The sequence below is a fragment of the Megamonas hypermegale genome (genome assembly GCF_900187035.1).
Taxonomy (GTDB): Bacteria; Bacillota; Negativicutes; order Selenomonadales; family Selenomonadaceae; genus Megamonas; species Megamonas hypermegale.
The window spans coordinates 1,378,658-1,405,423 of record NZ_LT906446.1; the positions used below are offsets into that span (position 1 = coordinate 1,378,658).

At 35.5% G+C, this 26,766-nt stretch carries 20 protein-coding genes and 1 riboswitch; of the genes, 6 read left to right on the top strand and 14 right to left on the bottom strand.

Annotation, left to right across the window (positions count from 1 at the left end):
* Positions 1-7: 7 nt before the first annotated feature.
* From CKV65_RS06565 to CKV65_RS06575, 3 genes are all read right to left on the bottom strand, one after another.
* Complete coding sequence (locus tag CKV65_RS06565) at positions 8-664, bottom strand: riboflavin synthase (RefSeq protein ID WP_027889874.1); 657 nt, start codon at positions 662-664, stop codon at positions 8-10.
* A 12-nt stretch (positions 665-676) separates the two neighbouring features.
* Positions 677-1,750, bottom strand: a complete 1,074-nt coding sequence (gene ribD, locus CKV65_RS06570) for a bifunctional diaminohydroxyphosphoribosylaminopyrimidine deaminase/5-amino-6-(5-phosphoribosylamino)uracil reductase RibD (RefSeq protein WP_036254549.1) — start codon at positions 1,748-1,750, stop codon at positions 677-679.
* A 138-nt stretch (positions 1,751-1,888) separates the two neighbouring features.
* A riboswitch (FMN riboswitch) is annotated at positions 1,889-2,002 on the bottom strand.
* A gap of 74 nt (positions 2,003-2,076) precedes the next feature.
* On the bottom strand, positions 2,077-2,883 hold the full coding sequence (locus tag CKV65_RS06575) for an MBL fold metallo-hydrolase (RefSeq protein WP_027889876.1): 807 nt from the start codon (positions 2,881-2,883) through the stop codon (positions 2,077-2,079).
* 194 nt (positions 2,884-3,077) lie between these two features.
* Between CKV65_RS06575 and CKV65_RS06580 the strand changes: the two genes are divergently transcribed.
* Genes CKV65_RS06580 through tatC form a run of 4 tightly spaced genes read left to right on the top strand, consistent with a single transcriptional unit; the run spans position 3,078 to position 5,530 of the window.
* The gene (locus CKV65_RS06580) at positions 3,078-4,055 is read left to right on the top strand and encodes a polyprenyl synthetase family protein (RefSeq protein WP_081654843.1); all 978 of its coding nucleotides are present in this window, start codon (positions 3,078-3,080) and stop codon (positions 4,053-4,055) included.
* Between the two features lie 14 nt (positions 4,056-4,069).
* Positions 4,070-4,471 carry a twin-arginine translocase TatA/TatE family subunit gene (tatA, locus tag CKV65_RS06585; RefSeq protein WP_071601704.1) on the top strand — a complete coding sequence of 134 codons (402 nt, stop codon included), beginning with the start codon at positions 4,070-4,072 and terminating at the stop codon, positions 4,469-4,471.
* A 46-nt stretch (positions 4,472-4,517) separates the two neighbouring features.
* Positions 4,518-4,724, top strand: a complete 207-nt coding sequence (locus CKV65_RS06590; RefSeq protein WP_027889878.1) for a twin-arginine translocase TatA/TatE family subunit — start codon at positions 4,518-4,520, stop codon at positions 4,722-4,724.
* Positions 4,725-4,735: 11 nt separating this feature from the next.
* Positions 4,736-5,530: a twin-arginine translocase subunit TatC gene (gene tatC / locus CKV65_RS06595; protein ID WP_027889879.1), complete on the top strand. Its 795-nt coding sequence runs from the start codon at positions 4,736-4,738 to the stop codon at positions 5,528-5,530.
* Positions 5,531-5,599: 69 nt separating this feature from the next.
* Here the strand turns inward: tatC and CKV65_RS10825 are convergent, their stop codons facing one another.
* The 11 genes from CKV65_RS10825 to CKV65_RS06650 all read right to left on the bottom strand — a co-directional run bounded on the left by CKV65_RS10825 (position 5,600) and on the right by CKV65_RS06650 (position 22,812).
* Positions 5,600-5,812: a hypothetical protein gene (locus tag CKV65_RS10825; protein ID WP_027889880.1), complete on the bottom strand. Its 213-nt coding sequence runs from the start codon at positions 5,810-5,812 to the stop codon at positions 5,600-5,602.
* Positions 5,800-6,918 (bottom strand): type III PLP-dependent enzyme, encoded by a 1,119-nt coding sequence (locus CKV65_RS06605; protein WP_027889881.1) that lies wholly within the window; start codon positions 6,916-6,918, stop codon positions 5,800-5,802. The genes CKV65_RS10825 and CKV65_RS06605 overlap by 13 nt, the downstream gene beginning before the upstream one ends.
* Before the next feature lie 188 nt (positions 6,919-7,106).
* Positions 7,107-9,092 (bottom strand): transketolase, encoded by a 1,986-nt coding sequence (gene tkt / locus CKV65_RS06610; RefSeq protein ID WP_027889882.1) that lies wholly within the window; start codon positions 9,090-9,092, stop codon positions 7,107-7,109.
* A gap of 301 nt (positions 9,093-9,393) precedes the next feature.
* Positions 9,394-11,445, bottom strand: a complete 2,052-nt coding sequence (gene feoB, locus CKV65_RS06615) for a ferrous iron transport protein B (protein WP_027889883.1) — start codon at positions 11,443-11,445, stop codon at positions 9,394-9,396.
* Positions 11,438-11,668 carry a FeoA family protein gene (locus tag CKV65_RS06620; RefSeq protein WP_027889884.1) on the bottom strand — a complete coding sequence of 77 codons (231 nt, stop codon included), beginning with the start codon at positions 11,666-11,668 and terminating at the stop codon, positions 11,438-11,440. The genes feoB and CKV65_RS06620 overlap by 8 nt, the downstream gene beginning before the upstream one ends.
* A gap of 109 nt (positions 11,669-11,777) precedes the next feature.
* Positions 11,778-15,944 (bottom strand): DNA-directed RNA polymerase subunit beta', encoded by a 4,167-nt coding sequence (gene rpoC / locus CKV65_RS06625; RefSeq protein WP_027889885.1) that lies wholly within the window; start codon positions 15,942-15,944, stop codon positions 11,778-11,780.
* A gap of 62 nt (positions 15,945-16,006) precedes the next feature.
* Positions 16,007-19,729 (bottom strand): DNA-directed RNA polymerase subunit beta, encoded by a 3,723-nt coding sequence (gene rpoB, locus CKV65_RS06630; protein WP_027889886.1) that lies wholly within the window; start codon positions 19,727-19,729, stop codon positions 16,007-16,009.
* 439 nt (positions 19,730-20,168) lie between these two features.
* Entirely contained in the window at positions 20,169-20,888 is a 720-nt protein-coding gene (locus CKV65_RS06635; RefSeq protein WP_027889887.1) for an amino acid ABC transporter ATP-binding protein, read from the bottom strand.
* Positions 20,875-21,540, bottom strand: coding sequence for an amino acid ABC transporter permease (locus tag CKV65_RS06640; protein ID WP_027889888.1), 666 nt, complete (start codon positions 21,538-21,540; stop codon positions 20,875-20,877). The genes CKV65_RS06635 and CKV65_RS06640 overlap by 14 nt, the downstream gene beginning before the upstream one ends.
* 93 nt (positions 21,541-21,633) lie before the next feature.
* Positions 21,634-22,425 (bottom strand): basic amino acid ABC transporter substrate-binding protein, encoded by a 792-nt coding sequence (locus CKV65_RS06645; RefSeq protein ID WP_027889889.1) that lies wholly within the window; start codon positions 22,423-22,425, stop codon positions 21,634-21,636.
* 99 nt (positions 22,426-22,524) lie between these two features.
* Positions 22,525-22,812, bottom strand: a complete 288-nt coding sequence (locus CKV65_RS06650) for a zinc-ribbon domain containing protein (RefSeq protein WP_027889890.1) — start codon at positions 22,810-22,812, stop codon at positions 22,525-22,527.
* A gap of 299 nt (positions 22,813-23,111) precedes the next feature.
* Here CKV65_RS06650 and CKV65_RS06655 point away from each other — a divergent pair, with 299 nt between their 5' ends.
* Both CKV65_RS06655 and CKV65_RS06660 read left to right on the top strand, forming a co-directional pair.
* Entirely contained in the window at positions 23,112-24,569 is a 1,458-nt protein-coding gene (locus CKV65_RS06655) for an LCP family protein (protein WP_027889891.1), read from the top strand.
* 31 nt (positions 24,570-24,600) lie between these two features.
* The gene (locus tag CKV65_RS06660) at positions 24,601-26,538 is read left to right on the top strand and encodes an ABC-F family ATP-binding cassette domain-containing protein (protein ID WP_027889892.1); all 1,938 of its coding nucleotides are present in this window, start codon (positions 24,601-24,603) and stop codon (positions 26,536-26,538) included.
* Positions 26,539-26,766: the final 228 nt, after the last annotated feature.

Genomic DNA, 26,766 nt, shown 5'->3' on the forward strand with positions numbered 1-26,766 from the left:
CTCTTTTCTAAAAACCATTTTCACGTAAAAATTTTAAGCTGATTGCTGAATTTTTTTCTACAACTTTATCTTTATCTGAAAAACTCAATAGACGTTCTACATATTTACCGACTACATCATTTTCAATATTCAATTTATCGCCAACTTTTTTATCAAGTAAAGTTGTCACTTGTGCTGTATGTGGAATTAATGAAACAGTAAAATCATTATCCCCTAAATGTGCCACGGTAAGACTTACACCATCAAGCGCTACTGAACCTTCTGATACGATATACTTCATAACTTTAGGCACAGAAGTCAACGTTACACGTACTGCATTATCATCTTTTTCCATATTTATGATATCGCCTACGCCATCGATATGACCACTGACGATATGACCGCCAAGCCTACTAGATAAAGTCAACGCTCTTTCTAAATTAACTCTATCGCCTGGTTTTAATCTGCCCATATTAGTCTTTGACATGGACTCTGGCATTACATCAGCAGTAAAACCATCTTTTCCAAGTGCAGTAACAGTCAAACAAACACCATTTACAGCGATACTATCGCCTAAATTAGTATTTTCCAATACTTTTTTTGCTGTAATAGTCAATTTTATAGAACGCGAACCTTTTACAATATTTCTAATAATACCGATTTCTTCAATTATGCCTGTAAACATTTCATCACTTCCTCATCGTTTTACTTTTCCTGTGATTAAAATATCTCCAGCTAATTTTTCTATTTCCATTTCATCAAGCTCTAAAGCCTGATTTAAATTCAAAATGCCTTTGCCCATAACTGGACTTTTCGCCATTGCTCCACCGATAATTTTAGGTGCAATGAAGAAATACGCTCTATCAACTAAGCCTTTTTCCACTAAACTGCCATGCAGTGTTGCTCCACCTTCTACTAGAATACTACAGATTTTTTGCTGACCTAAGATATCTAGTAATTTTACAATATCAACTCGATTATCTTCATCTTTATCTACAATCAATACTTGTATACCCATTTTTTCTAATGCACTAACTTTAGCGCGTTCTGCTCTATCTGTCATAGCGATTATTGTCGGTGCTGCTTTATCTATGATGATATTAGCATTTAAATCTATATCTAAAGAACTATCAAGCACAATGCGAATAGGATTTTTCCCGCCTTCTACGCGAGCTGTAAGAGATGGATTATCTTCTTTTACTGTGTTAATTCCCACCATAATTCCATCATATATATCGCGCAATTTATATCCATAAGCACGAGAAGTTTCATTCGTTATCCATTTAGACTGCCCTGTAGCTGTCGCTATTTTCCCATCTAAAGTCATGGCAGCTTTCATCGCAATAAATGGTTTATTATGTTCAATCCATTTCAAAAAGACTTCATTTTGTCGTCTTGCTTCATCTTCTAAGAAACCGTATTCAACTTCAATACCAGCTTCTTGTAAGATTTTAAAACCTTTTCCAGCAACTTTAGGATTTGGGTCTAAAAGCGCCGCATATACCTTTTTTACACCAGCTTCAACTAATGTTTTTGCACATGGCGGTGTTTTCCCATAATGTGAACATGGCTCTAATGTAACATAAACTTCTGCACCGCGTGCCAGTTCACCAGCTTGTCTTAATGCATGAACTTCTGCATGTGGTGTGCCTGCTTTACGATGCCAGCCAGCACCTACAACGCGATTGTCTTTTACAACGACAGCACCAACTAATGGATTAGGAGATGTTCTCCCCGTAGCATTTGCTGCAAGTTCCAATGCTAAACGCATAAATTTTTCATTATAGCTCAAATTATCACCTCATTTTTCAGTCTAAGTGGTGATTGCAAAAAATAAAGGCTGTTAAATGCAAATGCAAATAACAGCCTATAAAGCTCTTGAATTTATAAATATCCATTTATAAACTAAACCAATCTTTTCTCATCCAGACTATACTGTCGGCTTTGGAATTTCACCAAATCATGCATCATGCTCGCGGGCTATACCGCCGGTAGGGATTTGCACCCTGCCCCAAAGACTGTCCATATTGATTTTTTTCACTAAACACATCATAGCACTTTACTATGAATAAATCAAGAGTGAAATATTTTTCATATTTAATTTAAATTAATACGTTCTAAATCATTCGGTACAAACAGATTTCCATAATAATATTGTCTGCCTTCTTGCGTGTACAATTCTTTACGGTTTTCAATATGCTTATCTTCTGTATGATACAAAACTAAATTTTTAACATTCAATTTTTCAGCCAGTTCACAAGCTTCTTTTACTGTACTGTGATGTTTTTCATACGGTTTAAAAATATCTCTATCCGCATATAAACAGAAAGCTTCAGCAAGAAGCCAATCAGCATTTTCAGCATAAAGTCTACAAACTTCATTATACGGTTCATCACCTAAACAACACAAAGAAGAACCATCATCAAAATCAGCACAGAAACCAAATTGCTTTGCTTTTGTCGATAAAATATCAAAGAAAATAACATGCATAGATAAAATTTCTACTTGTTGTCCATCAGTAACTTCATGAAATACGATATTTTTGCCTAATTGTGCCAAGTCTTTTTTCTTCAAAGTCAATTTAGCAATAGTTTCTATTACATTTTTTGATACATCATGACAATAAATATGAAACTTTCCTTCATATTTACCTTGATTAATAAGTGTAGCAATCTTACGAATTACCCAAATAACGCCAAGTACATGGTCAGTATGCGCATGTGTTACAAACATATGATGAATACATCTCATATCTACATTTGCTTTTTCTAATTGGGATAAAATTCCATTTCCGCCACCAGCATCTACTAGAAAATATTCATCATCTAAATGAATAGCGAAACATGTGTTAAAACATTTTGTAACCATAGCATTGCCAGTACCTAATAAAATTAACTCTTTCAAAATAACACCTTCTTAATATGTACTATTATTATATCATATTTCATAAAATACTTGACTTAAAGTTAACTATAATAAATAAAATAAAAATAGATTTGATTGTTTTTCATATTTTTTTCATCTTGATTGTTTACGAATATGATACTTTTGTAGTAAACTTAATTAAGTTAGTATTTATAATTTGTAGGTGATATAGTTTGTTGACAACCAATAAGATGTTTTACATTATAAAAAAGGACTTATCATCGCTAGAAGACCTATTATATGAAACTGTTGAATCCCCTGTAGAACTTATTACAGATATTGGTCGCCATCTCATAAGTTCTGGCGGAAAACGAATTCGTCCAGCTTTATATATTCTAGCTACGAAAAGCAGCGATAATGTAGATAAAAATTATTCTATGCCTCTTGCTATGGCTATTGAAATGATTCATACAGCTTCGCTGGTACATGATGATGTACTAGATAATGCATCTACCCGCCGTGGAAGTGCTACAGCTAATGCCAAATGGGGTAATAATATAGCGGTTTTAACTGGTGACTATCTATTTGCTAAAGCATTTGCTGCTATTGCTAAAAATGATTATGGTCCAAGAATTTCTGAACTACTAGCTTCTATCGTATGCGATTTAAGTGAAGGTGAAATTTTACAAAATCATTTTGGCTACAGCATCCCAGAAGATTTTGATGTTTACTATGACCGAATTGCTAAGAAAACAGCCAATTTCATTGCTGTAAGTTGCGAACTTGGTGCTATTGTAGCAAAACAACCTGAAGAAAATATTAAAGCACTTCGTGAATACGGTTACTGTATTGGCATGGCTTTTCAAATTGTTGATGATATTTTAGATTTGACTTCCAGTTCAAAAAAAATAGGTAAACCAGCCGGTAATGATATCTTACAAGGAGTCATTACACTACCTGTAATCTACGCTTATAAACACAGCTCTAATGCTGAAGAATTAAAAAATATTATTGAAAATCGTCAAATGACACATGAAGATTTAACACGAGCTATTGATATCGTAAAACAATCTGATGGTATTGAATTTGCTAAAACAAAGGTAAACGAATTTTTAAATCGTGCTCATGCTATTATACCTAACAATATACCATCATCTGTGCATAAATCTTTTGACGCAATCGCCGATTTTATCGGTAAACGTGATTATTAACGAGGTGAATAAACATGTTTGGAATTGGTTTTCCTGAACTTATTTTAATTTTGATTATTGGTTTGGTAATTTTTGGTCCAGGTAAATTACCTGAAATAGGCCGTGCCGTAGGTAAAGGGCTTCAAGAATTTAAAAAGGCTTCTTCTGAGTTTTCTAACTCAATCAATGAAACGCCTTCTAATGGCTCTATCACGCCTACACCACCTAATCCAGCTAATCCAAACCAACCATCTGTACCACCTGTTTTTATGCAAGAAAACATACAAACCACTGCAAAAACTGCTGAAAATAAAGACAGCGCTACTACTGTTAGTTCAACTACTAGTACAACGACAACAATCACAAAAACAACTGATACAGTAGCTAAACCAACTACGGTGGAAACAAAAGTTGAAACAAAAAGTGAAAATAAATAATTTCCATTATCCTAAATTTTAATTATAGATAAGAAAGGTGATTTTAATGTTTCCTAGCATAGGTATTCCTGAATTAATCTTAATTTTAGTAATTGCTCTAGTAATTTTCGGTCCTGGGAAATTACCAGAAATCGGAAAAGCTGTAGGTAAAAGTATTCGCGAATTTCGCTCTGCTTCTACTGAAAACGATACAAAAACAATCGAAGCAAAAAATGATGCTAAAAAAGATGAAGAAACAACAACAAAAAAGTGAGGTAGTTTATTATGTCTGAAGATATGAATAAACCCACCTCTGATACAGCAACAGTTTCTGATGCTGTCAATTTACCAAGTACAGAAACAACATCTCAAAGTAATACAACTAATGATGGCAGTATGTCTATTATTGCTCATCTTACAGAATTACGTAAACGACTTATTCGTTCACTTATTGCAATCGGTATAGGCAGTTGTATTGCCTATTATTTCATTGAAGATATAATGCATCTTTTAACAGGCCCTGCTGGTAAGCTCTATTATATGCAACCAGCAGAGGCATTTTTTACTTATATAAAAGTCGCTATTTTTGTCGGTTTTCTGATTGCATTACCAGTTGTATTATATCAAATTTGGCGATTTGTACTACCTGCCTTAATCGGTATGGAACGATATCTTCTTTCTGTTATCGTGCCTGTTTCCTTAATTTTGTTTTTAGCAGGTATTGCATTTTCTTTCTTCTTGGTACTACCTGCCGCAGTTAAATTTCTCGTAGGTTTTAGTACACAAGAATTACAGCCAATGTTTTCTATAAAACAATACTTTGACTTTGTCATTGCCTTTTTACTGCCATTTGGCTTTATTTTTGAATTGCCATTGGCTATTATTCTACTTGCAAAAGTTGGTATTGTTTCTTCTAAGTTTTTGGCAAAACAACAACGCATTGTTATATTTTTAACATTTGTAATCGGTGCTGTTATATCACCAACTCCAGATATTTTTTCACAATGTATGATTGCAATTCCGATGATACTTTTATATGAAATAAGTTATGTAATCGTACGCTTCGGTATGAAAAAATAATTCAAGCAAAAATATTTATCAATGCAAAAATCCCAAGAGATAACTCTTGGGATTTTTTATTTCTACTGATTATTTTTTTCTATTTCCTATTATCATACGTATGAGTGTAACAACAATGAATACAACTAAAGCACCGATTGTTATTTCACTAAGAGCTGACATCTTCGTGTCTGTTTCTGGTGACATCAACAAAAATACCACACCTAAAACCAGCAAAATAACGATTAAATTAATTAAAGTTCCTAGCTTTATAGCATTTCCTCCTCTCTTTATTTTTTCCAAACCACAGTCCTTGGTAAACTAAAACCATTAAAAGTCGTAGCTGATACTCTACTGTATGCTCCTGCATTTACTGCAATAAGCAAATCACCCATTTCTAATTTTGAACAATACATTTCATTTTTTACGATATCCAGCGAATCACAACTTGGCCCCGCTAAAGTTGCCACTGTTTTTTCGCCATTTTTAAATGAACGTATATCATAATCCCAATGGTCAAAGAGCTTACCCGAAAAGCAACCATATATTCCGTCATCTACATAGTACCAATCACGACCACTACGCTGTTGTTTGCCGATTACTGACATCAAAATATTTACAGCACTAGCGCAAATATAGCGTCCTGGTTCTGCCCATACTTCTACATCAGCAAAATATTTTTCAATACATTTATTGATATCTGTCATTATTTTAATAGCATCGACATCATTTTGCAATGCAGGAGCTGGCAGACCTCCACCTATATCTATATATTTTATATCAATTCCATTTTGACGCGCCTTATCTATCAAGCCTCGCACCAATTTAAAAGCACTTAAATAAACCTGTGCTGAATGAGTTTGACTGCCTACATGAAAACAAATTCCTACAGCTTTTAAACCTTTTTGTTTTGCATATTGCAACAATTCAATAATATCAGTTTCATCAGCACCAGATTTAATATTTAAATTTACAACTGCATCAGATTGATTGATTTTAACACGCACCAAAACTTCTGCATTCGGTACATATTTTACAATTTTATCTACTTCAGTTTTACTGTCAAAAGTCATACGCTTAACGCCGGCTTTTTTGGCAGCTTCCAATCCTTTCTGAGATTTAACAGGATTGGCATATATCATGCGCTCTCCTGAAATTTTCAGCTTTTCTAATTTTTCAATTTCTCCATCTGAAGCTACATCAAAATTACTGCCTAAATCTCGTAATTTTTCTAAAATACACGTTGCAGGATTGGCTTTAATTGCATAATAAATTTTTAGCCTTGGAATATGCTCCTGCAATAATTTGTAATTTGCCTCAATATGCTTTATAGATATAACCTCCATCGGTGTAGCATATTGGCTTGCCAACATTTCAGCATTTTCTTTTGTCAGTTTAAAACTATTCATTAACATCCCCTTGTTCCTTGCACAGTATCTTTGTTGTGCTAAACATAAAATTCGTTTATTTATAATTATTCAAATAAACTTACGCTAAGTATACTACATTCAGCACAAAATTCAACCCTAAAAAATACAATTATAAAAAAAAGACGATTGCTAAAGCAATCGCCTTTTTTATTAATATATCTTAAATATTAAAGTACGGATTTAACTGTTTTTACTACATTATCAACAGTGAAGCCGAATTTTTTGAACAATGTTGCTGCTGGAGCAGATGCACCGAAACCATGCATTGTTACAACTGCGCCATCTAAACCTACATATTTACCCCAACCAAAGTCAGTACCAGCTTCTACAGCTACACGAGCACGAATAGCTTTTGGAAGAACTGCTTCTTTATATTCAGCAGATTGTTGTTCAAATAAGTCTATGCAAGGCATACTTACAACGCGAACATCAATATTTTCTTTTGCTAATTCTGCTTTAGCATCTAAAGCTAAAGATACTTCAGAACCTGTTGCAATGATGATTGCATCTGGAGTTTCTTTTGTAGAGTCAGCGATTACATAGCCGCCTTTTAATGCTTCCTTAGAGCTACCTGGAAGTTGTGGTAAGTTCTGACGAGTTAAAACAAGTCCTGTAGGAGTTGTTTTGCTAGTTACAGCGAGATACCAACCAGCAGCTGTTTCTGTAGCATCAGCAGGACGGAATAAATTGAAGTTTGGTAAAGAACGAAGCATAGCGTACTGTTCAATTGGTTCATGTGTAGGACCATCTTCACCAACACCGATACTATCATGAGTGAATACCATTGTGATAGGTAAATTCATTAAGGAAGCTAAACGGAGCATTGGTTTTGTATAATCACTGAATACGAAGAATGTAGCACCGTAAGCTTTTAAGCCACCGTGAAGTTCAATACCATTTACGATAGCTGTCATAGCGAGTTCACGTACACCGAAATGTAAGTTTCTGCCAAGATAATCATCTTTGCTGAAATCGCCTACATCATTCATATGAGTTTTATTAGATGGTGCAAGGTCAGCACTACCACCAAAGAGATTTGGTAATCTATCTTTTAAGCGGTTAATCATTGTACCAGAAAGAGCACGAGTTGCTACAGCTTTATCTTCATATGCCCAATATTCTTCATCATTTAAGAGAGCTTGTGCATCAACTTCACCGAAGAATTTATCCCATAAAGCTTTGCATTCTGGATATTTTGCACAGTAATCAGCAAAAAGTGCGTTCCAAGCTTCTTCAGCTTTTGCACCTTCAGCAGCGAGTGCTTTATAGTTATCATATACTTCTTCTGGAACATAGAATGGTTCCTGACTTGGCCAGCCTAAGAATTCTTTCATAGCTTTTACGTTGTCTACGCCAAGAGGTTCACCATGAGCGGAAGCTTTACCCTGTTTTGCTGGGCAGCCATAACCAATTTGAGTTCTAACAGTGATGAAAGAAGGACGTGTTTTATCAGCTTTTGCTTCTTCAATAGCTTTGCCGATAGCTGCTAAATCATTACCATCTTCAACTGTGATAGTCTGGAAACCAAATGCTTCCATGCGTTTTTGTACGTTTTCAGTGAAAGCGATATCTGTGCTACCTTCGATAGAAATTTGGTTGCTATCGTAGATAACAATTAATTTATTAAGTCCGAGTGTACCAGCTAAGGAGAAAGCTTCAGAGGAAATGCCTTCCATCATGCAGCCGTCGCCGCCGAGTACATAAGTATAATGGTCAACAACTGGGAAATCTGGTTTATTGAAAGTTGCAGCCAAATGAGCTTCTGCCATAGCCATACCAACTGCCATACCCATACCAGCACCGAGAGGGCCAGTTGTTGCTTCAACGCCTACAGTATGACCATATTCAGGATGACCTGGAGTTAAAGAGCCATCTTGACGGAAGTTTTCGAGGTCTTCTTTTGTTAAGCCATAGCCGAATAAATGTAAAAGTGCATAGAGCATGGAAGAACCATGTCCACCGGATAAAATGAAACGGTCACGATTTGCCCATTTAGGGTTTTTAGGATTGTGTTTCATATGTTTGCCCCAAAGTTCGTAAGCAACAGGAGCACAACCGAGTGGAAGACCTGGATGACCAGAGTTTGCTTTCTGCACTTCGTCAGCTGCTAATACACGAATAGCATTAACGGATAAAGTATTGATGTCTGTCATGTTTTAACTACCCCTTTTTCATATTAGAATTAACACTTGTTTTATCAACTCTAATGTTGTATTACAACTTGTTATAACAAAATACAACTTTCTAAATCAAACAAGTTTTATTATAAGTTATATTTAGAAATATTTCAATAAAAAAGATATAAAATTTACTAAATAATTATTATAATAGCAAATTATTTACATTTTATCGTTATATCAAAATAATTTATAAACATATATATGAATAAAAACAGCATCAAATATCTTTTTTATAGATATATAATGCTGTTTTTATTATCTAAAAAACGATAATTTAATTTAATAATATACTGCCAATCTGATATACAATTGTTGATACGATATAAGCTACTATCAATTGAAATACGATTGAAAACATCATACATTTAGTGGAATTCGTTTCTTTCTTTATCGTAACTATACTTGCTATACATGGTGTGTATAATAAGCAGAATATCATCAATACATATGCATTGAGCTGAGTAAAACCTACCTGTGCTAATTGTGATACCATATAGCTCATGCCTTCGCTAGAATTGATATTACTAATACCATAAAGCACGCTCAAACTAGCTACGACAACTTCTTTTGCTGCAAGTCCAGAAATAAGTGCTACTACGATTTGCCATAATCCTAAACCTGCTGGAATTAAAAGCGGTGCTAAGAATTTACCGATAGAAGCACCAAAGCTATCATTTATATTTACCATGCCATCAAAATTGAAGTTCAAGATAAACCATATGATTATTGAAGCCACGAAAATTGTCGTACCTGCTTTAGATAAATATGATTTTACTTTTTCCCAAGCATAAAAGAAAATTGACGCTACATTTGGTGATTTATATTCTGGCAATTCGATTAAAAGCACATTTTTTTCAGTAGGTTTGTCCAATTTATAAAAAATTCTAGCCATTACTATAGCTACTACAATACCTAATATATACATAGAAAATGCTGCAAGCATTGCATTATCTGGGAAAAACATACCTGAAAATAAAATGTAAATCGGCAAACGAGCACTACAGGACATAAACGGCGTAACCAATATTGTTTTAAGTCTATCCCTTGGGTCTTCTAATGCTCTTGAAGCCATGATTGCAGGCACAGAACATCCAAAACCTAATAACAATGGAATAAAAGCTCTACCAGACAAACCGACTTTTCCCATGATACCATCCATTACAAAGGCAACACGCGACATATATCCACTATCTTCTAATACTGCAAGCGCTAAGAACAAAATGAATATGTTCGGCAAAAATGCCAAAATACCGCCTACACCGGCTATAGCCCCATCAATCAATAATGATGATATTACAGGACTTGCATGTATACTATCTAATAGCATAGTTAAATTTGTACTTACAAAATCTATGCCTTCTACTAAATATTCTTTGAATATATCACCTATTGTAAACGTTAAAAAGAAAATAAATGCCATGATTGCTAAAAATATCGGCACGCCCCAAATAGGATGTGTGAGAAATTTATCAATTTTATCCGTAGCTTGAGTCTTTTTATCTTTGTTTACAAGTACTTCTTGAACAATTTCTTCAATTAAATCGTATTTTTGTTTAATGATGTCCTTTTCATAACTTCTATCTAATACATCAGGCAAATCGAGCGGATATTTTTTCGTTATTTCTGCATCTTGTGCTAATTCTTTAATTGCATGCCAACGCATATTAGGCAATTCACCATATTTTTCACGCAGTGCATCTTCAACTATATCTATCTTATCTTCTATTTCATCACTGTAAACTACAACGCAATCTTTATGATGATTATGGCGATGTTTACTGGAAAGTTCCTGTTCTTCATGCTGATGTTCTATTCTATCATTAGGCTTACGTCCTTGATGATGCGCTACAGCATGCATCAAAATTTCCAAGCCTCTTTTTTTGCGTGCACTGACTGGAACAACTGGAATACCAAGCATTTCTGGTAAACGGTGCAAGTCAATATCCATGCCACGTTCTTCTACAATATCCATCATATTAAGTGCCAATACCATTGGTTTTCCAAGTTCAATAAGTTGAAGTACTAAATATAAATTACGTTCTAAAGAAGAGGCATCTGCTACATCAACAACTATATCCACTTCATCATCTAAAATATATTGACGTGAAACTTTTTCTTCCATCGTATACGAAGTAAGACTATAAATACCTGGAAGGTCAACTAATTTATAATTTTTATCATGAAAACGCATTGCGCCTTCTTTTTTTTCAACTGTAACACCTGGCCAATTTGCCACTTTTAAATGAGCACCCGTAAACGCATTAAATAATGTAGTTTTGCCGCAATTTGGATTACCAATGAACGCCACATGTACATCTTTATTCATCTTTGTTTCCTCCTATTTCAATTGCTTCAGCAATCTCTCTGCCTACGGCAAAACGTGTTCCCCTAACTTTTAAAATCACTGCTCCATGATTTTTTTTATTCAGAACTTCTAATTTGACGCCACTTGTCATGCCCAACATTTCTAAGCGACGTTCTAAAGCTCCTGTCAAATTAATTTTATTTACTATATAAGAAACTCCCACTTTAGCTTGTGCTACATTCAAATTGCATACCTCCTTAAATATATACACGTATTATTTTATCACATAATGCAAGTGCAAAAAAAATACTGCCGACAAAAATGTCGACAGTATTTCAATTTATAAAACGTATTTATTTAGCTTCAGTTGTTACTTCTGCTTCATCTTTTTCATCATCTTCGTCTAATGGTTGAACTTTGATATTACGATATCTGCTCATACCAGTACCAGCTGGAATGAGTTTACCGATAATAACATTTTCTTTAAGACCGATGAGAGGGTCAACTTTACCTTTAATTGCTGCATCAGTAAGAACACGAGTTGTTTCTTGGAAGGAAGCAGCAGATAAGAAGGAGTCTGTTGCCAAGGAAGCTTTTGTAATACCGAGAAGAATTGGACGAGCTACTGCTGGAAGTCCGCCATCTTCGATAGCTTTAGCATTTGCAGATTCAAAGCTATTGATATCAATATATTCACCTGGTAAGAAATCAGTGTCACCAGAGTCTTCAATTTTAACTTTATGAAGCATTTGACGAACCATAACTTCAATGTGTTTATCGTTGATACCAACACCTTGTGATTTGTATACTTTCTGTACTTCATATACAAGGTAACGCTGTGTTTCGCCTAAGCCGCAGATACGTAATATATCATGTGGGTTAACGGAACCTTCAGTGATTTTATCACCCGGTTTAATTTTATCACCGCTCTTAACAGTGAGACGAGAACCGTATGGAATTAAGTATTCTCTGGATTCGCCATCATCTGGAGTGATAGTTACAACACGCATTTCATTTTCTTCAGAAACAAGAACAGTACCAGCAATTTCAGCAATAATAGCATGATGTTTTGGTTTTCTTGCTTCGAACAATTCTTCGACACGTGGCAAACCTTGTGTGATATCTTCATCACTGGCAACCCCACCGGAGTGGAATGTACGCATTGTGAGCTGTGTACCTGGTTCACCGATAGACTGTGCTGCGATGATACCAACTGCTTCGCCGACTTCAACTTCATTTGCTGTAGCAAGGTCTTGGCCATAGCATTTGATGCAGACACCAAGCTGAGATTTACATGTGAGTACGCTACGGATTGTAACTTTTTCACGAACTTTGCAAATAGCATCAGCCAATTTTGGTGTTACTGTTTCGTTGAGAGAAGCAATCTTTTCACCTGTAGCAGGGTCGATGATATCTTCAGCCAATACACGACCAACGATACGGTCTTTCAAGGATTCAATGATAGCTGAACCTTCTTTTATAGCTTCAACAGCGATACCACGAACATTATTGTTGCGAACTTTTACTTCTTTAGCATCACTATTTAAAACAGCTTCGATATATTCTTCTGTGAGTGGTGTATTTGCTGGGATAATTTCTTTACCAGTGCTATCATAAACAGCATCAGTAGTATTTTTACCGAGCATTTCACGCATCATAGATTTTTTGAGTGTCTTACGAACTTGTTCTTCTGGAGCACCAAGAGTGATAACTTCTGTAGACATGGAGTTAAGACCTTCATAAATAGCAGAACCTTTAAGAACAATTTCACCTACACCATTTTCACCGATAGCTTCGAGTGCTGCTTCATCAAGAGTTGTATCAGCAGGATAAAGTACGTCATTTGTTTTTGGACTAATAACGTCTTGTGCCAAAATACGACCTTTTAAGCTATCGCCTAATTCTTTAATAGCAGCAACGGAAGATGTTGCAAGTTTTGCACGTTCACGAACGAGATTAATACCTACAACGTCACAGTCTTCTTCACGTACAATGACATCTTGCGCAACGTCAACAAGACGACGAGTAAGGTAACCAGAGTCAGCCGTTCTAAGAGCTGTATCGGCAAGACCTTTACGTGCACCATGAGAAGAAATAAAGTAATCAGACACTGTAAGACCTTCACGGAAGTTAGCTTTGATTGGTAAGTCGATGATTTTACCAGATGGGTCAGCCATAAGACCACGCATACCAGCGAGCTGACGCATCTGCTGTCTGTTACCACGGGCACCGGAGTCAGCCATCATGAATATATTATTGAATGTATCCATGTTTGCCATCATGGCATCAGCAACGTCATCTGTAGCATCGCTCCAAAGTTTGATAACTTTCTTATAACGTTCATCTTCAGTGATAAGACCACGGTTATAGTCACGTTCAACACGGTTAACAACTTTTTCTGTAGCAGCCAAGATTTCTTTCTTTTCTGGTGGAACGATGATATCGGAGATAGCAACTGTCATACCTGCAAGGCAAGCATAATGATAACCCAAGTTTTTAACGCTATCGATAACTTCAGCAGTTTTAGAGCTACCAAAAGTATCAAAGCATCTTGCAACAAGTTTACCAAGTTCTTTTTTACCAGTCTTAAATCCGAGATACCACTGACCGCTATTACCACCATGAACGATAGCAACTTTAGCATCACTTGCTAAAATAGCTTTAACATGAGTAGCTTCTACAGCCATATCAGCAGGAACAAGTTCTTTGCCTTCGCTATCAACGATAGGTTCAGCCATTTTCTTGCCTTTTAAGCTATTTACAATAGCTTCACGCTGTTCTGGTGTATCTGCTTCTAATGAAACTTTTGTTACTTGGTAGAAATCGCGAATTTCTGGTGGAAGAATTTCGTTGAAAATCATACGACCAAGTGTAGTTTTTACGAGTCCATAACCATCTAAGCGAACTTGAATAAGTGCTTGTAAATGGAGTTCTTTATGTTGATGAGCTAAAATAGCTTCATTTATACCAGTGAATATTTTTCCTTCACCCTGTGCATTTGGACGAAGAATTGTTAAATAATAAGAACCAAGTACCATATCCTGTGTAGGAACGATAATTGGACCACCATCTTTTGGAGCTAAGATATGGTTAGCAGCAAGCATTAAGATACGAGCTTCTGCTTGTGCTTCAGCAGAAAGTGGTAAGTGAATAGCCATCTGGTCACCATCGAAGTCAGCATTATATGCTGTACAAGCGAGTGGATGAAGTTTTAATGCACGACCTTCTGTGAGAACTGGTTCAAATGCCTGAATACCTAAGCGGTGAAGCGTAGGGGCACGGTTTAAGAGTACTGGATGTTCTTTAATAACTTCTTCAAGTACATCCCAAACTTCTGGACGAACACGTTCTACCATGCGTTTTGCAGATTTTATATTATGTGCTAAACCAGAGTTTACAAGTTTTTTCATAACGAATGGTTTGAATAATTCAAGAGCCATTTCTTTTGGTAAACCACACTGATGTAATTTAAGTTCTGGACCAACAACGATAACAGAACGACCAGAATAGTCAACACGTTTACCAAGAAGGTTCTGACGGAAACGACCTTGTTTACCTTTAAGCATATCACTTAAAGATTTAAGAGGACGATTGCCAGGGCCAGTTACAGCACGACCACGACGACCATTATCAATAAGTGCATCAACAGCTTCTTGAAGCATACGTTTTTCATTACGAACAATAATATCTGGTGCACCTAATTCTAAAAGACGTTTTAAACGATTGTTACGATTGATAACACGACGGTATAAATCGTTAAGGTCAGATGTTGCAAAACGACCACCATCAAGTTGAACCATTGGACGTAATTCCGGTGGAATAACCGGAACTACATCTAAAATCATCCATGAAGGTTTATTACCAGATTTGCGGAAGGCTTCTACTACTTCTAAACGACGAATAGCACGAACTTTACGTTGACCGCTAGATGTACGAAGTTCTTCACGCAATTCTTTATTCATTTTATCGAGGTCTAATTCTTCTAAAAGCTGTTTTACAGCTTCAGCACCCATGCCTACTTTAAAAGTATTACCGTATTTGTTATAGCATTCACGGTATTCATTTTCAGATAAAAGCTGTTTCTTAATAAGAGGCGTATTGCCTGGGTCAAGCACTATATATGAAGCAAAGTACAATACTTTTTCCAAAGAACGAGGTGAAATATCAAGAATAAGACCCATACGACTTGGAATGCCCTTGAAATACCAAATATGAGATACTGGAGCAGCAAGTTCTATATGTCCCATACGTTCACGACGTACTTTTGCACGAGTTACTTCAACACCACAACGGTCGCAGATAATACCTTTATAACGGATACGTTTGTACTTACCGCAGTGGCATTCCCAATCGCGTGTTGGACCAAAAATTCTTTCACAGAATAAGCCATCTCTTTCTGGCTTTAATGTACGATAATTGATAGTTTCCGGTTTTTTTACTTCACCGTAAGACCATTCACGTATTTTTTCTGGAGAAGCGAGTCCTATACGCATTGAATCAAAATTGTTTACATCTAACAAGGGGCTGTCACTCCCTTTCTCTAATTTCAGCCTTGTATCTATAATAATCGTTCAAATTCAGATTATTTATCAAAATCATCATCTGTATCAAAATTACCTAAATGAGCGATAATGTCATCATCATCCATGTCATTATCTGCATCATTATTATTATCAGTTGTGTAATCATCATCAACTGTATTTTCATTGGAAACTTCGTCTGTATTAACAGCTTGTCCATATGATTCTTTAGCAGCTGTAGCATCCATACCAAGTTCTTTTGCTGTTTCTTCATTATTGATATCATCATCAGTATCGTTAATCATGATTTCTTGTGCATCTTCTGAAAGCACTTTGATATCAAGACCAATACTTTGTAATTCTTTAATCAATACTTTGAAGGATTCAGGTACACCTGGTTCTGGAATGTTTTCACCTTTAACGATGGCTTCATAAGTTTTTACACGACCAACAACATCATCGGATTTAACTGTCAATATTTCTTGAAGTGTATAAGCTGCGCCATATGCTTCAAGTGCCCAAACTTCCATTTCCCCGAAACGCTGACCACCGAACTGAGCTTTACCACCTAATGGTTGCTGAGTTACAAGTGAGTATGGGCCTGTGGAACGTGCATGGATTTTATCATCAACGAGATGATGTAATTTAAGCATATACACGCAACCAACAGTAACTGGATTTTCAAATGGTTCACCAGTACGTCCATCATATAAAATAGTTTTACCATTTTCGGAGAAACCAGAAGCTTTGAGTGTTTCAAATACTTCATCACCTTTAGCACCATCGAATACTGGTGTTGCGATGTGAATACCAGCAACATCTGGTTTTGGCATTCCATATTTATCAAAATCATAGCCAATAGCACGCAAACGTTTTTCAACTGTTGGATCGCCAGCTTTAATCTGCATACCGAGTTCACGAACTGCCATACCAAGATGAGTTTCGAGAACCTGACCGATATTCATACGAGAAGGCACGCCTAATGGGTTGAGCACGATATTAACTGGTGTACCATCTGGTAAGAATGGCATATCTTCTTCACGCATAACACGGGAAACAACCCCTTTGTTACCATGACGACCAGCCATTTTATCGCCGACAGAAATCTTACGTTTCTGAGCAATATATACACGAACGAGTTCGTTTACACCAGCTGGCAATTCATCATTATGAGCGCGCGTAAAGATTTTTACATCGACAATGCGTCCAGATTCACCGTGTGGTACACGAAGAGATGTATCACGAACTTCACGTGCTTTTTCACCGAAAATAGCACGAAGTAATCTTTCTTCTGCCGTGAGTTCTGTTTCACCTTTTGGTGTAACTTTACCAACTAAGATATCACCTGCACGAACTTCTGCACCGATACGAATAATACCATCAGCATCGAGGTCTTTAAGCGCATCTTCTGCTACGTTTGGAATGTCCTGAGTGATTTCTTCTGGTCCGAGTTTTGTATCACGAGCGGAGCATTCATATTCTTCAATATGAATGGAAGTATATATATCTTCTTTTACAAGTTTTTCACTGAGCAAAATAGCGTCTTCGTAGTTATAACCTTCCCATGGCATATAAGCTACGATTACGTTATAACCAAGTGCAAGTTCACCATGGTCTGTTGCTGGACCGTCTGCAATTGGTTCTTTTGCTTCTACATGGTCGCCTTTATAAACAATTGGCACCTGATTTATGCAAGTTCCTTGGTTGGAACGCATGTATTTTTGTAATTTATAATGGTCGATTTCGCCTGTTTCATCAGCGCGAACTTCGATAAAGTCAGCTGTAGCACGTACAACTTCACCTGCATGTTTAGCAAGTATCATAACACCGGAGTCACATGCTGCTTTATATTCCATACCAGTACCAACGAGTGGAGCCTGTGTTCTGAAAAGTGGAACAGCCTGACGTTGCATGTTCGCACCCATGAGTGCACGGTTCGCGTCATCGTTTTCGAGGAATGGTATCATAGCTGTTGCGATGGATACGATTTGTTTTGGCGAAACGTCCATGTAATCAACGCTGTTAGCATCAACAAGCATTGTTTCTTCATGAACACGCGCTGTTACACGGCTAGCTTTAAACCAGTTGTTTTCATCAAGTGGTTCATTGGCTTGTGCAATTACTAAATCGTCTTCTTCATCGGCTGTTAAATAACGAACTTCATTTGTTACAACTTTATTTACTTTATCAACTTTACGATATGGAGTTTCCATAAAGCCAAATTCATTGATACGAGCATAAGTTGCAAGTGAACCGATAAGACCGATGTTTGGACCTTCTGGTGTTTCAATAGGACACATACGACCGTAGTGAGAGTTGTGTACGTCACGTACTTCGAACCCTGCACGTTCACGGCTAAGACCACCAGGACCAAGTGCGGATAAACGACGTTTATGTGTAAGTTCGCTAAGTGGATTGTTTTGGTCCATAAACTGAGATAACTGGCTAGAACCAAAGAATTCTTTGATTGCAGCTACAACAGGACGAATATTTACAAGTGCTTGTGCTGTAATAACATCATTATCCTGTGTATTCATACGTTCTCTGATTACACGTTCCATACGGGAAAGACCAATACGGAATTGATTTTGTAAAAGTTCTCCAACAGAACGTATACGACGGTTACCTAAATGGTCGATATCATCTTTATGACCATGACCATCCATCAAATTTAATAAATAGCTTATGGAAGCAATAATATCATTAACAGTAATCGTACGATGACTATATGGTAAAGTACGTGAACAAATCATCTTAATACGATTATCATTTTTATCTTTAATATAAACAATAGCTGGTTCGTCTTCTCCAAAAATTGCAGCTTCCTGTTCTACAGTAATATTTTCTACCATAGAAGATTCTATAATTACATCGGCAGGAACAAGAACTTCACCTGTTTCTTTATCAACAAGTGGCTCAGCTAATTTTTTACCTAAAATACGACGTTTCCAACCCAATTTTTTAGTAAGTTTATAACGACCTACTGTAGCTAAATCATAACGTTTTGGGTCAAATAAGAGTTGCTCTAAAAGTTGTTTAGCATTATCTACTGTTGGCGGGTCACCTGGACGCTGTCTTTTATAGATTTCAACTAAACCTTCTTCTTTTGTTACTGTAGTATCACGGTCAATAGTGTTTCTAATGCGTTCATCATTATCAAATAAAGACAAAATAGCATCATTTGTACCATAACCCAAAGCACGAATTAATACTGTAGCTGGCAACTTACGATTGCGGTCAAGGCGAACAGAAATAACATCATTTAAATCTGTTTCAAACTCTATCCATGCACCGCGGTTAGGAATAACCGTAGTATTATAAAGTCTTTTTCCTGTAGGGTCTATATTTTCACTATAATAAGCCCCTGGTGAACGAACGAGCTGACTTACAATAACACGTTCTGCACCATTGATAATGAATGTACCTGTTTCTGTCATGAGTGGGAAATCACCCATGAAAAGTTCCTGTTTCTTTACTTCTCCGGTATCATTGTTAACCAGGCACACCTTAACACGTAAAGGCGCAGCGTAAGTAACATCACGTTCTTTACATTCATCAATATCATATTTTGGTTTTCCTAAAGAAAAACCTTCAAACGACAAAGAAAGATTTCCAGTAAATCCCTGAATAGGAGAAATATCATGGAAAATTTCCTGTAAGCCTTCCTTCATAAACCAATCATAAGAATTTCTCTGGATATCCAGAAGATGAGGCATATCCATAACCTCTTTGATTTTGGCATAGCTATACCTGGTCCGTTTACCAACTGAGACAGGATTGAACATTAAAATCTTCACCCCTCAAACCGAATTGAAACTAATTAAAATATGTGAATGTTGTATAAGAAATATCTTCTATTAACGCTAAAAAGGCAAGGCACTTTTTCTTTTTAAAGACCTTGCTTTATAATTGCCAAAGATATTCCATTTTGTACACCTCATTCACTCCTAAAAATATATAAAGTCATAGAATTAAATCTACAACATTAATCAAGGATATTTACTTGATGACATACTTTTTTGCTGGGCTTATGTCCATCCCCAAAGATTATTTTAACACAATAATCTAATAAAAAACATATAGTTTTTTGCTTCTGTACAAAGACTCGTCTTAGCTAATTCTTCATACGTCTGGTAATAAAAAATTCTATCAAAAAAAATCAAATTTGTCAACCTAAAAAACATAGCTCAGATATATTCTGAGCTATTTTATTAGGATTTTTCATTATAAAATTTTGGACAAGAATAATTTTGTACGTTCTTGCTTAGGATTTTCAAAAATTTCTTTTGGAGTACCTTCTTCTATAATACGACCTTCATCAACAAATAATACGCGGTCACCTACTTCACGAGCAAAACCCATTTCATGTGTTACAACAACCATTGTCATGCCTTGTTGTGCCAATTTTTTCATAACATCTAAAACTTCTGTAACCATTTCTGGGTCAAGTGCTGAAGTTGGTTCATCAAAAAGCATAACTTTAGGCTTCATAGCAAGAGCACGAGCAATAGCAACACGTTGCTGTTGACCACCAGAAAGCTGACTTGGATAAGCTGAGGCTTTTTCTTTTAATCCAACACGTTGTAATAAATCCATTGCTGTTTCTACTGCTTCTTTTTTAGAAATTTTACGTACTTTCATTGGCGCAAGTGTGATATTTTCAAGCACAGTCATATGTGGGAACAAATTAAAACGTTGAAATACCATGCCAATATTTTCACGAATTTTATTAATGTCAGCATGTTTATCAAGTTTCATATTATCCACAGTAATATCTCCACTTGTTGGTTCTTCTAAATAATTCATACAACGAAGTAAAGTAGATTTACCTGAACCACTTGGACCTATAATAACTACTACTTCTTTTTCTGCTATGGAAACATCTACACCTTTTAATACTTCTACATGTCCAAAAGATTTATGCAGATTTTTAATTTCTATCATCAATTTGGTACCTCCGTTCTAAATATGCCACAAAACGAGAAATCGATAATGTCATTACTAAATAAATTAAAGCAACACAAACCCAAATTTCTAATGAAGCATATGTTCTAGCGATAACTAACTGACCACGACGTGTCAATTCTTCAAAACCAATAACTGATACTAATGATGAATCTTTTAATAAAGCAATAAATTCATTACCTAATGGTGGTATTACACGTTTAAAAGCTTGCGGAATAATTATATATCGCATTGTTTGAAACCATGACAAACCTAAAGAACGACCAGCTTCCATCTGTCCATTATCTATAGATTGTATACCTGCTCTGAAAATTTCAGCTACATACGCACCACTATTAATACTACAAGCAGCAATAGCAGCTACAAATGGATTCATTTTTATACCTGTCAAAACTGGCAAAGCAAAATATATCAAGAAAATTTGTACCAACAATGGAGTTCCACGTAAAAAATCAACATAAATAGCTGCTAACCATTTAACTATTTTTATTTTACTAATACGAGCAACACCAACAAATAAACCAATAATAATACCAATTGCTACACTAAGTGCTGTAATTTGAATTGTAAAAATAGCACCTTCAATAAGTAATGGAAAAGCATTGATAATAATATCAAATTTAAAATCCAAAAATAAAACCTCCTCACTTTCTTCTATTATAGAAAAAGGACACTGACCACCAGACAGTGTCCTCATAGGTTACTATGTCAAATACACAATCTATTATTTAGCAGGTTTTGTACCAAACCATTTTTCATAGATTTTGTCATATTCACCATTTTCTTTAAGTGTTTTTAATGCTGCATCTACTTTTTCTTTTAATTCTGTATTGCCTTTTTTCATTGCAAAACCATATTCTTCAGAAGTAAGTTTATCATCTAAACGTTTTACATCAGTATCTTTAGTTTTAGCAATGTAATAATCATTTACAGGAAGGTCATTGATAACAGCATCAACATTACCTGCTTTTAATTCCATGAATGTATCAGCAGAACTATTTAAAGCTTTTACATCAGCACCTTCAATTTTTTGTGCTTCTTCCATGCTAGTTGTACCAATTTGTACAGCAATTTTTTTACCTTTCAAATCAGCAAAACCTTTGATATCATTATTATCTTTTGGCACAACAATAGTAAGACCAGAAGTATAATAAGGATCAGAGAATTCTACCTGACCTTTACGTTCGTCATTAATAGTCATACCAGAAGCGATTATATCAATATTACCAGATTCCATAGCAGGAATTAAACCATCAAAGTTAACATTCTGAATTTCAGCTGTATAACCCATTTCTTTAGCTACAGCTCTGATTAAATCCATATCAAAACCTTGATATTCAGTACTACCATTTTCATCTTGGAATTCAAATGGAGCAAAATCTGCATTCGTACCAACACGTAATACTTTTTCATCACTTGAAGCTGCCTTATCAGAACCACTCTGTCCACAGCCAGCAAAAAGTGCACTTACAGCGAACATACAAAGAGCACATAAAGTTAATAATTTTTTACTCATTATGTAACTTCCTTTCTTTTTTATATTAATAAATTATTATTGCATTTAACCTTAAAAAAGGCTCGGAAATTTCCGAGCCTCCTTGCCGGTTAAGACAAATTATTTATTACGTTTAGCATTAAAACAGTCACGGCAATAAACAGGACGATCTCCTTTTGGTTCAAAAGGAACCTGTGTTTCTTTTCCGCATTCAGCACATATTACAGTGTACATTTGACGTTGCTGTCCTTCGCCATTACGTTCACGACGTCTTTTATCACGGCATTCATGGCAACGTGCCGGTTCATTTTTAAATCCTTTTTCAGCATAAAAAGCTTGTTCACCTGCACTAAAAACAAACTCTTTGCCACAATCTTTACATACTAATGTTTTGTCTTGAAAATCCATTTAGAAAACTCCTTAAGGTTCATTTAAGCCAAGCCGTTTTATCCAGAAGCACATGATTCTACGTCAGAACAAAAAAGCTGTTTACTGCTTTTAGTATAAGTGTTTATCAATTAAAAATCAAGCAAAATTTATTTTATAAATTGTATAATTCTCGAAAAAAACGCCTTAGTTTTTGAATTATTATACGATATATTTATAAATATTAATACAAATTGAAAATTGAAAACATGCCTTATATTTGTTATACTAACTAAGTTAATAAAATTAGCTTACCTTATATTATTTAGGAGTTTTTTATCTTGGACAAAAAAACAGATATAGACACAAACGACAAAACAGAAACAAACACTATTTCTAACGAAAATAATACTGATAATACTTTAGATTTGCCTGATACTCCAGAGTGGATAAGTCGCAAGTGGCAAGAAGAACACTCTTCTGAAAAAAATTCTTCTGCACCTAAGAAAAAATATGTTAAGAAAAAAAATTACAACCGTTTAATTGCACTCATCATCATCTTAGTAGCTTTAATCGGTGGTTTAATTTATTATTTATACACAAATGATAATGAAGATGCTGCCCCTACCGTTACCACTCAGCAATCAAATGCTATAAATATAATGATAATGGGGGTAGACAGACGTGCTGATGATGTTGGTCGCAGTGATACTTTAATGGTTCTTACATATAATCCTGCAGATAAAAAAGCTTCACTATTATCTTTACCACGTGATACTCGTGTTCATATTGAAAAAAATGATTATGATAAAATAAATCACGCTTACGCTTATGGCGGTCATAAATTAACTAAAAAAACAGTAGAAGCTTTTTTAAATGTTCCCGTAGATTATTATGTAATGATAGATGTCCATGCTTTTGAAAAAATCATTGATGCCGTGGGTGGCGTAGATATTGACGTCGAAAAAAGAATGTACTATGAAGACCCTTGGGACGATGATGGGGGACTTGTAATCGACCTTTATCCAGGCAAACAACACATGGATGGAAAAACAGCTATTCAGTATGTACGTTATCGTGATGGCGAAGGGGATATCGGACGAATTACTCGCCAACAAAAATTCATAAAAGCTTTTATGAGTCAAATTATTTCTCCGTCAATTCTTCCAAAATTACCTGAAATCATTCAAAATATTTCTTCTGCAATTCAAACAGATATGCCAATTGATAAAATGATTTCTCTAATGACAGATCTACCTACAGTTCAACAAAATGGACTAAATTCTACAATGGTTCCAGGTAAACCTGCTTATATAGAAGATATAAGTTATTGGATACCTGATATTGCCAAAACACGTCAACTCATTGCTCAAAATATGGATATAACTCTTGATGAAGCAGCTCAAAAAGATACAGAACAAACCATCACTCAATATGAAAAATCCTTACCAAAAGGATTAAAAATGGGCAATAATTCTGATGAAGAAACCTCTTCTACAGAAGAAAAAGACGCAAAAGAAAAGCCTGTTCCTGTAAAAAATGAAGATATCACTGTACTTGTCATAAATTCCAGTGGTATAAACGGAGCTGGTGCTGAAGTAGCTGATATCTTAAAACATAAAGGCTTTAAAATCTCCAGCGTTGAAACAGGTAATACTTCATCGCGTGAACACACAACCATCACAGCTAATGAAAATGAATTAAATTGCTTTTATGGTATGCCATTTACCTGCACAATTATGTCAGGTGGCAGTCCAGGACAAGCAACAGTAAATATAGGTCTCGACTATCAAAAATAAATCAATACTGAAATTAAGGACGTGAACTCACTTGGGCATTTTACGCATAAAAGATTTAGGTAAAGCTTTCGGTATAGAAGAATTATTTCATAATGTAACTTTTGATGTAGCCCGTGGCGATAAAATAGGTTTTGTAGGTCCAAACGGCGCAGGAAAATCAACTTTAATGCGCTGTTTACTCGGCTTAGAAGAATATGATAATGGTAGTATCAGCATAGATAGTGCTGATACTATTGGCTATATGCAACAACAATTTGACTTTAAACACGCAACACTTCATGAAGAATTACTCGACTCTTTTTCCGATATTTTAGCTTTAGGCGTGCAGAAAACAGAACTTGAAAAAGAAATCGAACAAGCTTCCACTGATGAACAAATGGAAGAATTGATGAAGGATTACAGCCGTATTTCCGATAGATTTGAACAACTCGGTGGCTATGATTATGAAAGCCGTTTGCGTCGCGTTGCATTTGGTCTCGGTTTTAAAGAAGAAGATTTTGATAAAAGCCCTTCTTTATTTTCCGGTGGACAGCGCACTCGCATCTGCCTTGCTAAAGCACTTTTGCGTGAGCCTGATTTTCTTTTTCTCGATGAACCGACAAACCATCTTGATATAGAAATGATTGAATGGCTTGAAGGATTTTTAAGCAGTTACAAAGGCGGTGTACTCTTAATCTCGCATGACCGCTTTTTTCTCGACAAAGTAGCAACAAAAATTCTTGATTTAGATAATAAAACAACAGTCTTATATGACGGAAATTATACTACCGCAATGGAAGTCAAAGCACAACGCCGTGCTGCTTTGGAGTCCGCATACGCTAAGCAACAAGAACACATTCGTGAAACACAAGAATTTATTCGCCGTTATAAAGCCGGCGTTAAAGCAAAACAAGCACGCGGTCGCGAAAAACAATTACAGCGCTTAGAACGCATCATTTTACCGCCAACAAAAACTTCATTTAACTTCTTTATGTTTCATAAACCAGATGAATGTGCTGAACGCGTACTCGAACTTGATGATGTATCTGTAAGTTTTGATACACACAAAATTTTTGAACATCTATCTTTATTAATACGTCGCGGTGATGGTGTTGCAATTGTCGGCCCAAATGGTGCTGGAAAAACTACATTACTTCGCCTTATTCTCGGAGAATTAGAATCACCTACTGGCCGCATAAAAATTGGTAGCCGTGTAAAAATCGGTTATTATTCACAACAACATGAAGGTTTAACTCCATCCAACACTGTTTTTGATGAAATTCTTTCATCTTTCGGCTTAAACGATGAACAAGCTCGCAGCTGTCTCGGTTCATTTTTATTTAAAGGCGATGATGTATATAAACGCGTAAGCGATTTATCCGGTGGCGAAAAATCTCGCCTAGCACTTTTAAAATTGATGTTAACCGGTGCTAATTTCCTAGTGCTCGACGAACCGACTAACCATCTCGACATTCCTGCTAAAGAAGCCATCGAAGAAGCTATAATGGCTTTCCCTGGCACATTTATCGTCGTATCACATGACCGCTATTTCTTAGATAAAGTAACTAATTTTACTTGCGAATTATCAAATGGTGTATTAACTCAATATAATGGTGATTATAGCTATTACCGTGAAAAAAAATTAGAAATGCAAAAAGAACTAGAAGAACAACAAGCTACTGCACCAAAGAAAACAGCAGAAAAAAAAGCTGTACCAACTGCACCAAAAAAAGAAACTTCTCGTTCTAAAACTAATTATGCTGTACTGAGTACAGATAAACTCACTATGTTAATCCAACGCTGTGAAGCAACTATTGCCATGTTTGAAGCTGAATTAAAGGGACTTGAATACCAAATGAATGACCCTATATTACAACAAGACCCGAAAAAGAGTCATGAAATAGCTCAAGCATACGCTCAAAAAGAACAAGAACTCGACGACAAATATCAAGAATGGGAAAAATTAACTGACCAATTATCGGCAAAATAAATATTTAATATACAGCCATAGAAGTTTTATATTTGCTTTATATTTTATTAACAAATGCAATATAAAATATTCTATGGCTTTAAAATATACCCTAAAACAATAATACTTTTATTAAAAATACAGATTAATTATTGTTTTATTTTCCTCAATATTTTGAAATAAACGCTTTATGGCTTTATCCGTATAAAACCACAAAGATTATATATAAAATCAGATAATACAATAAAC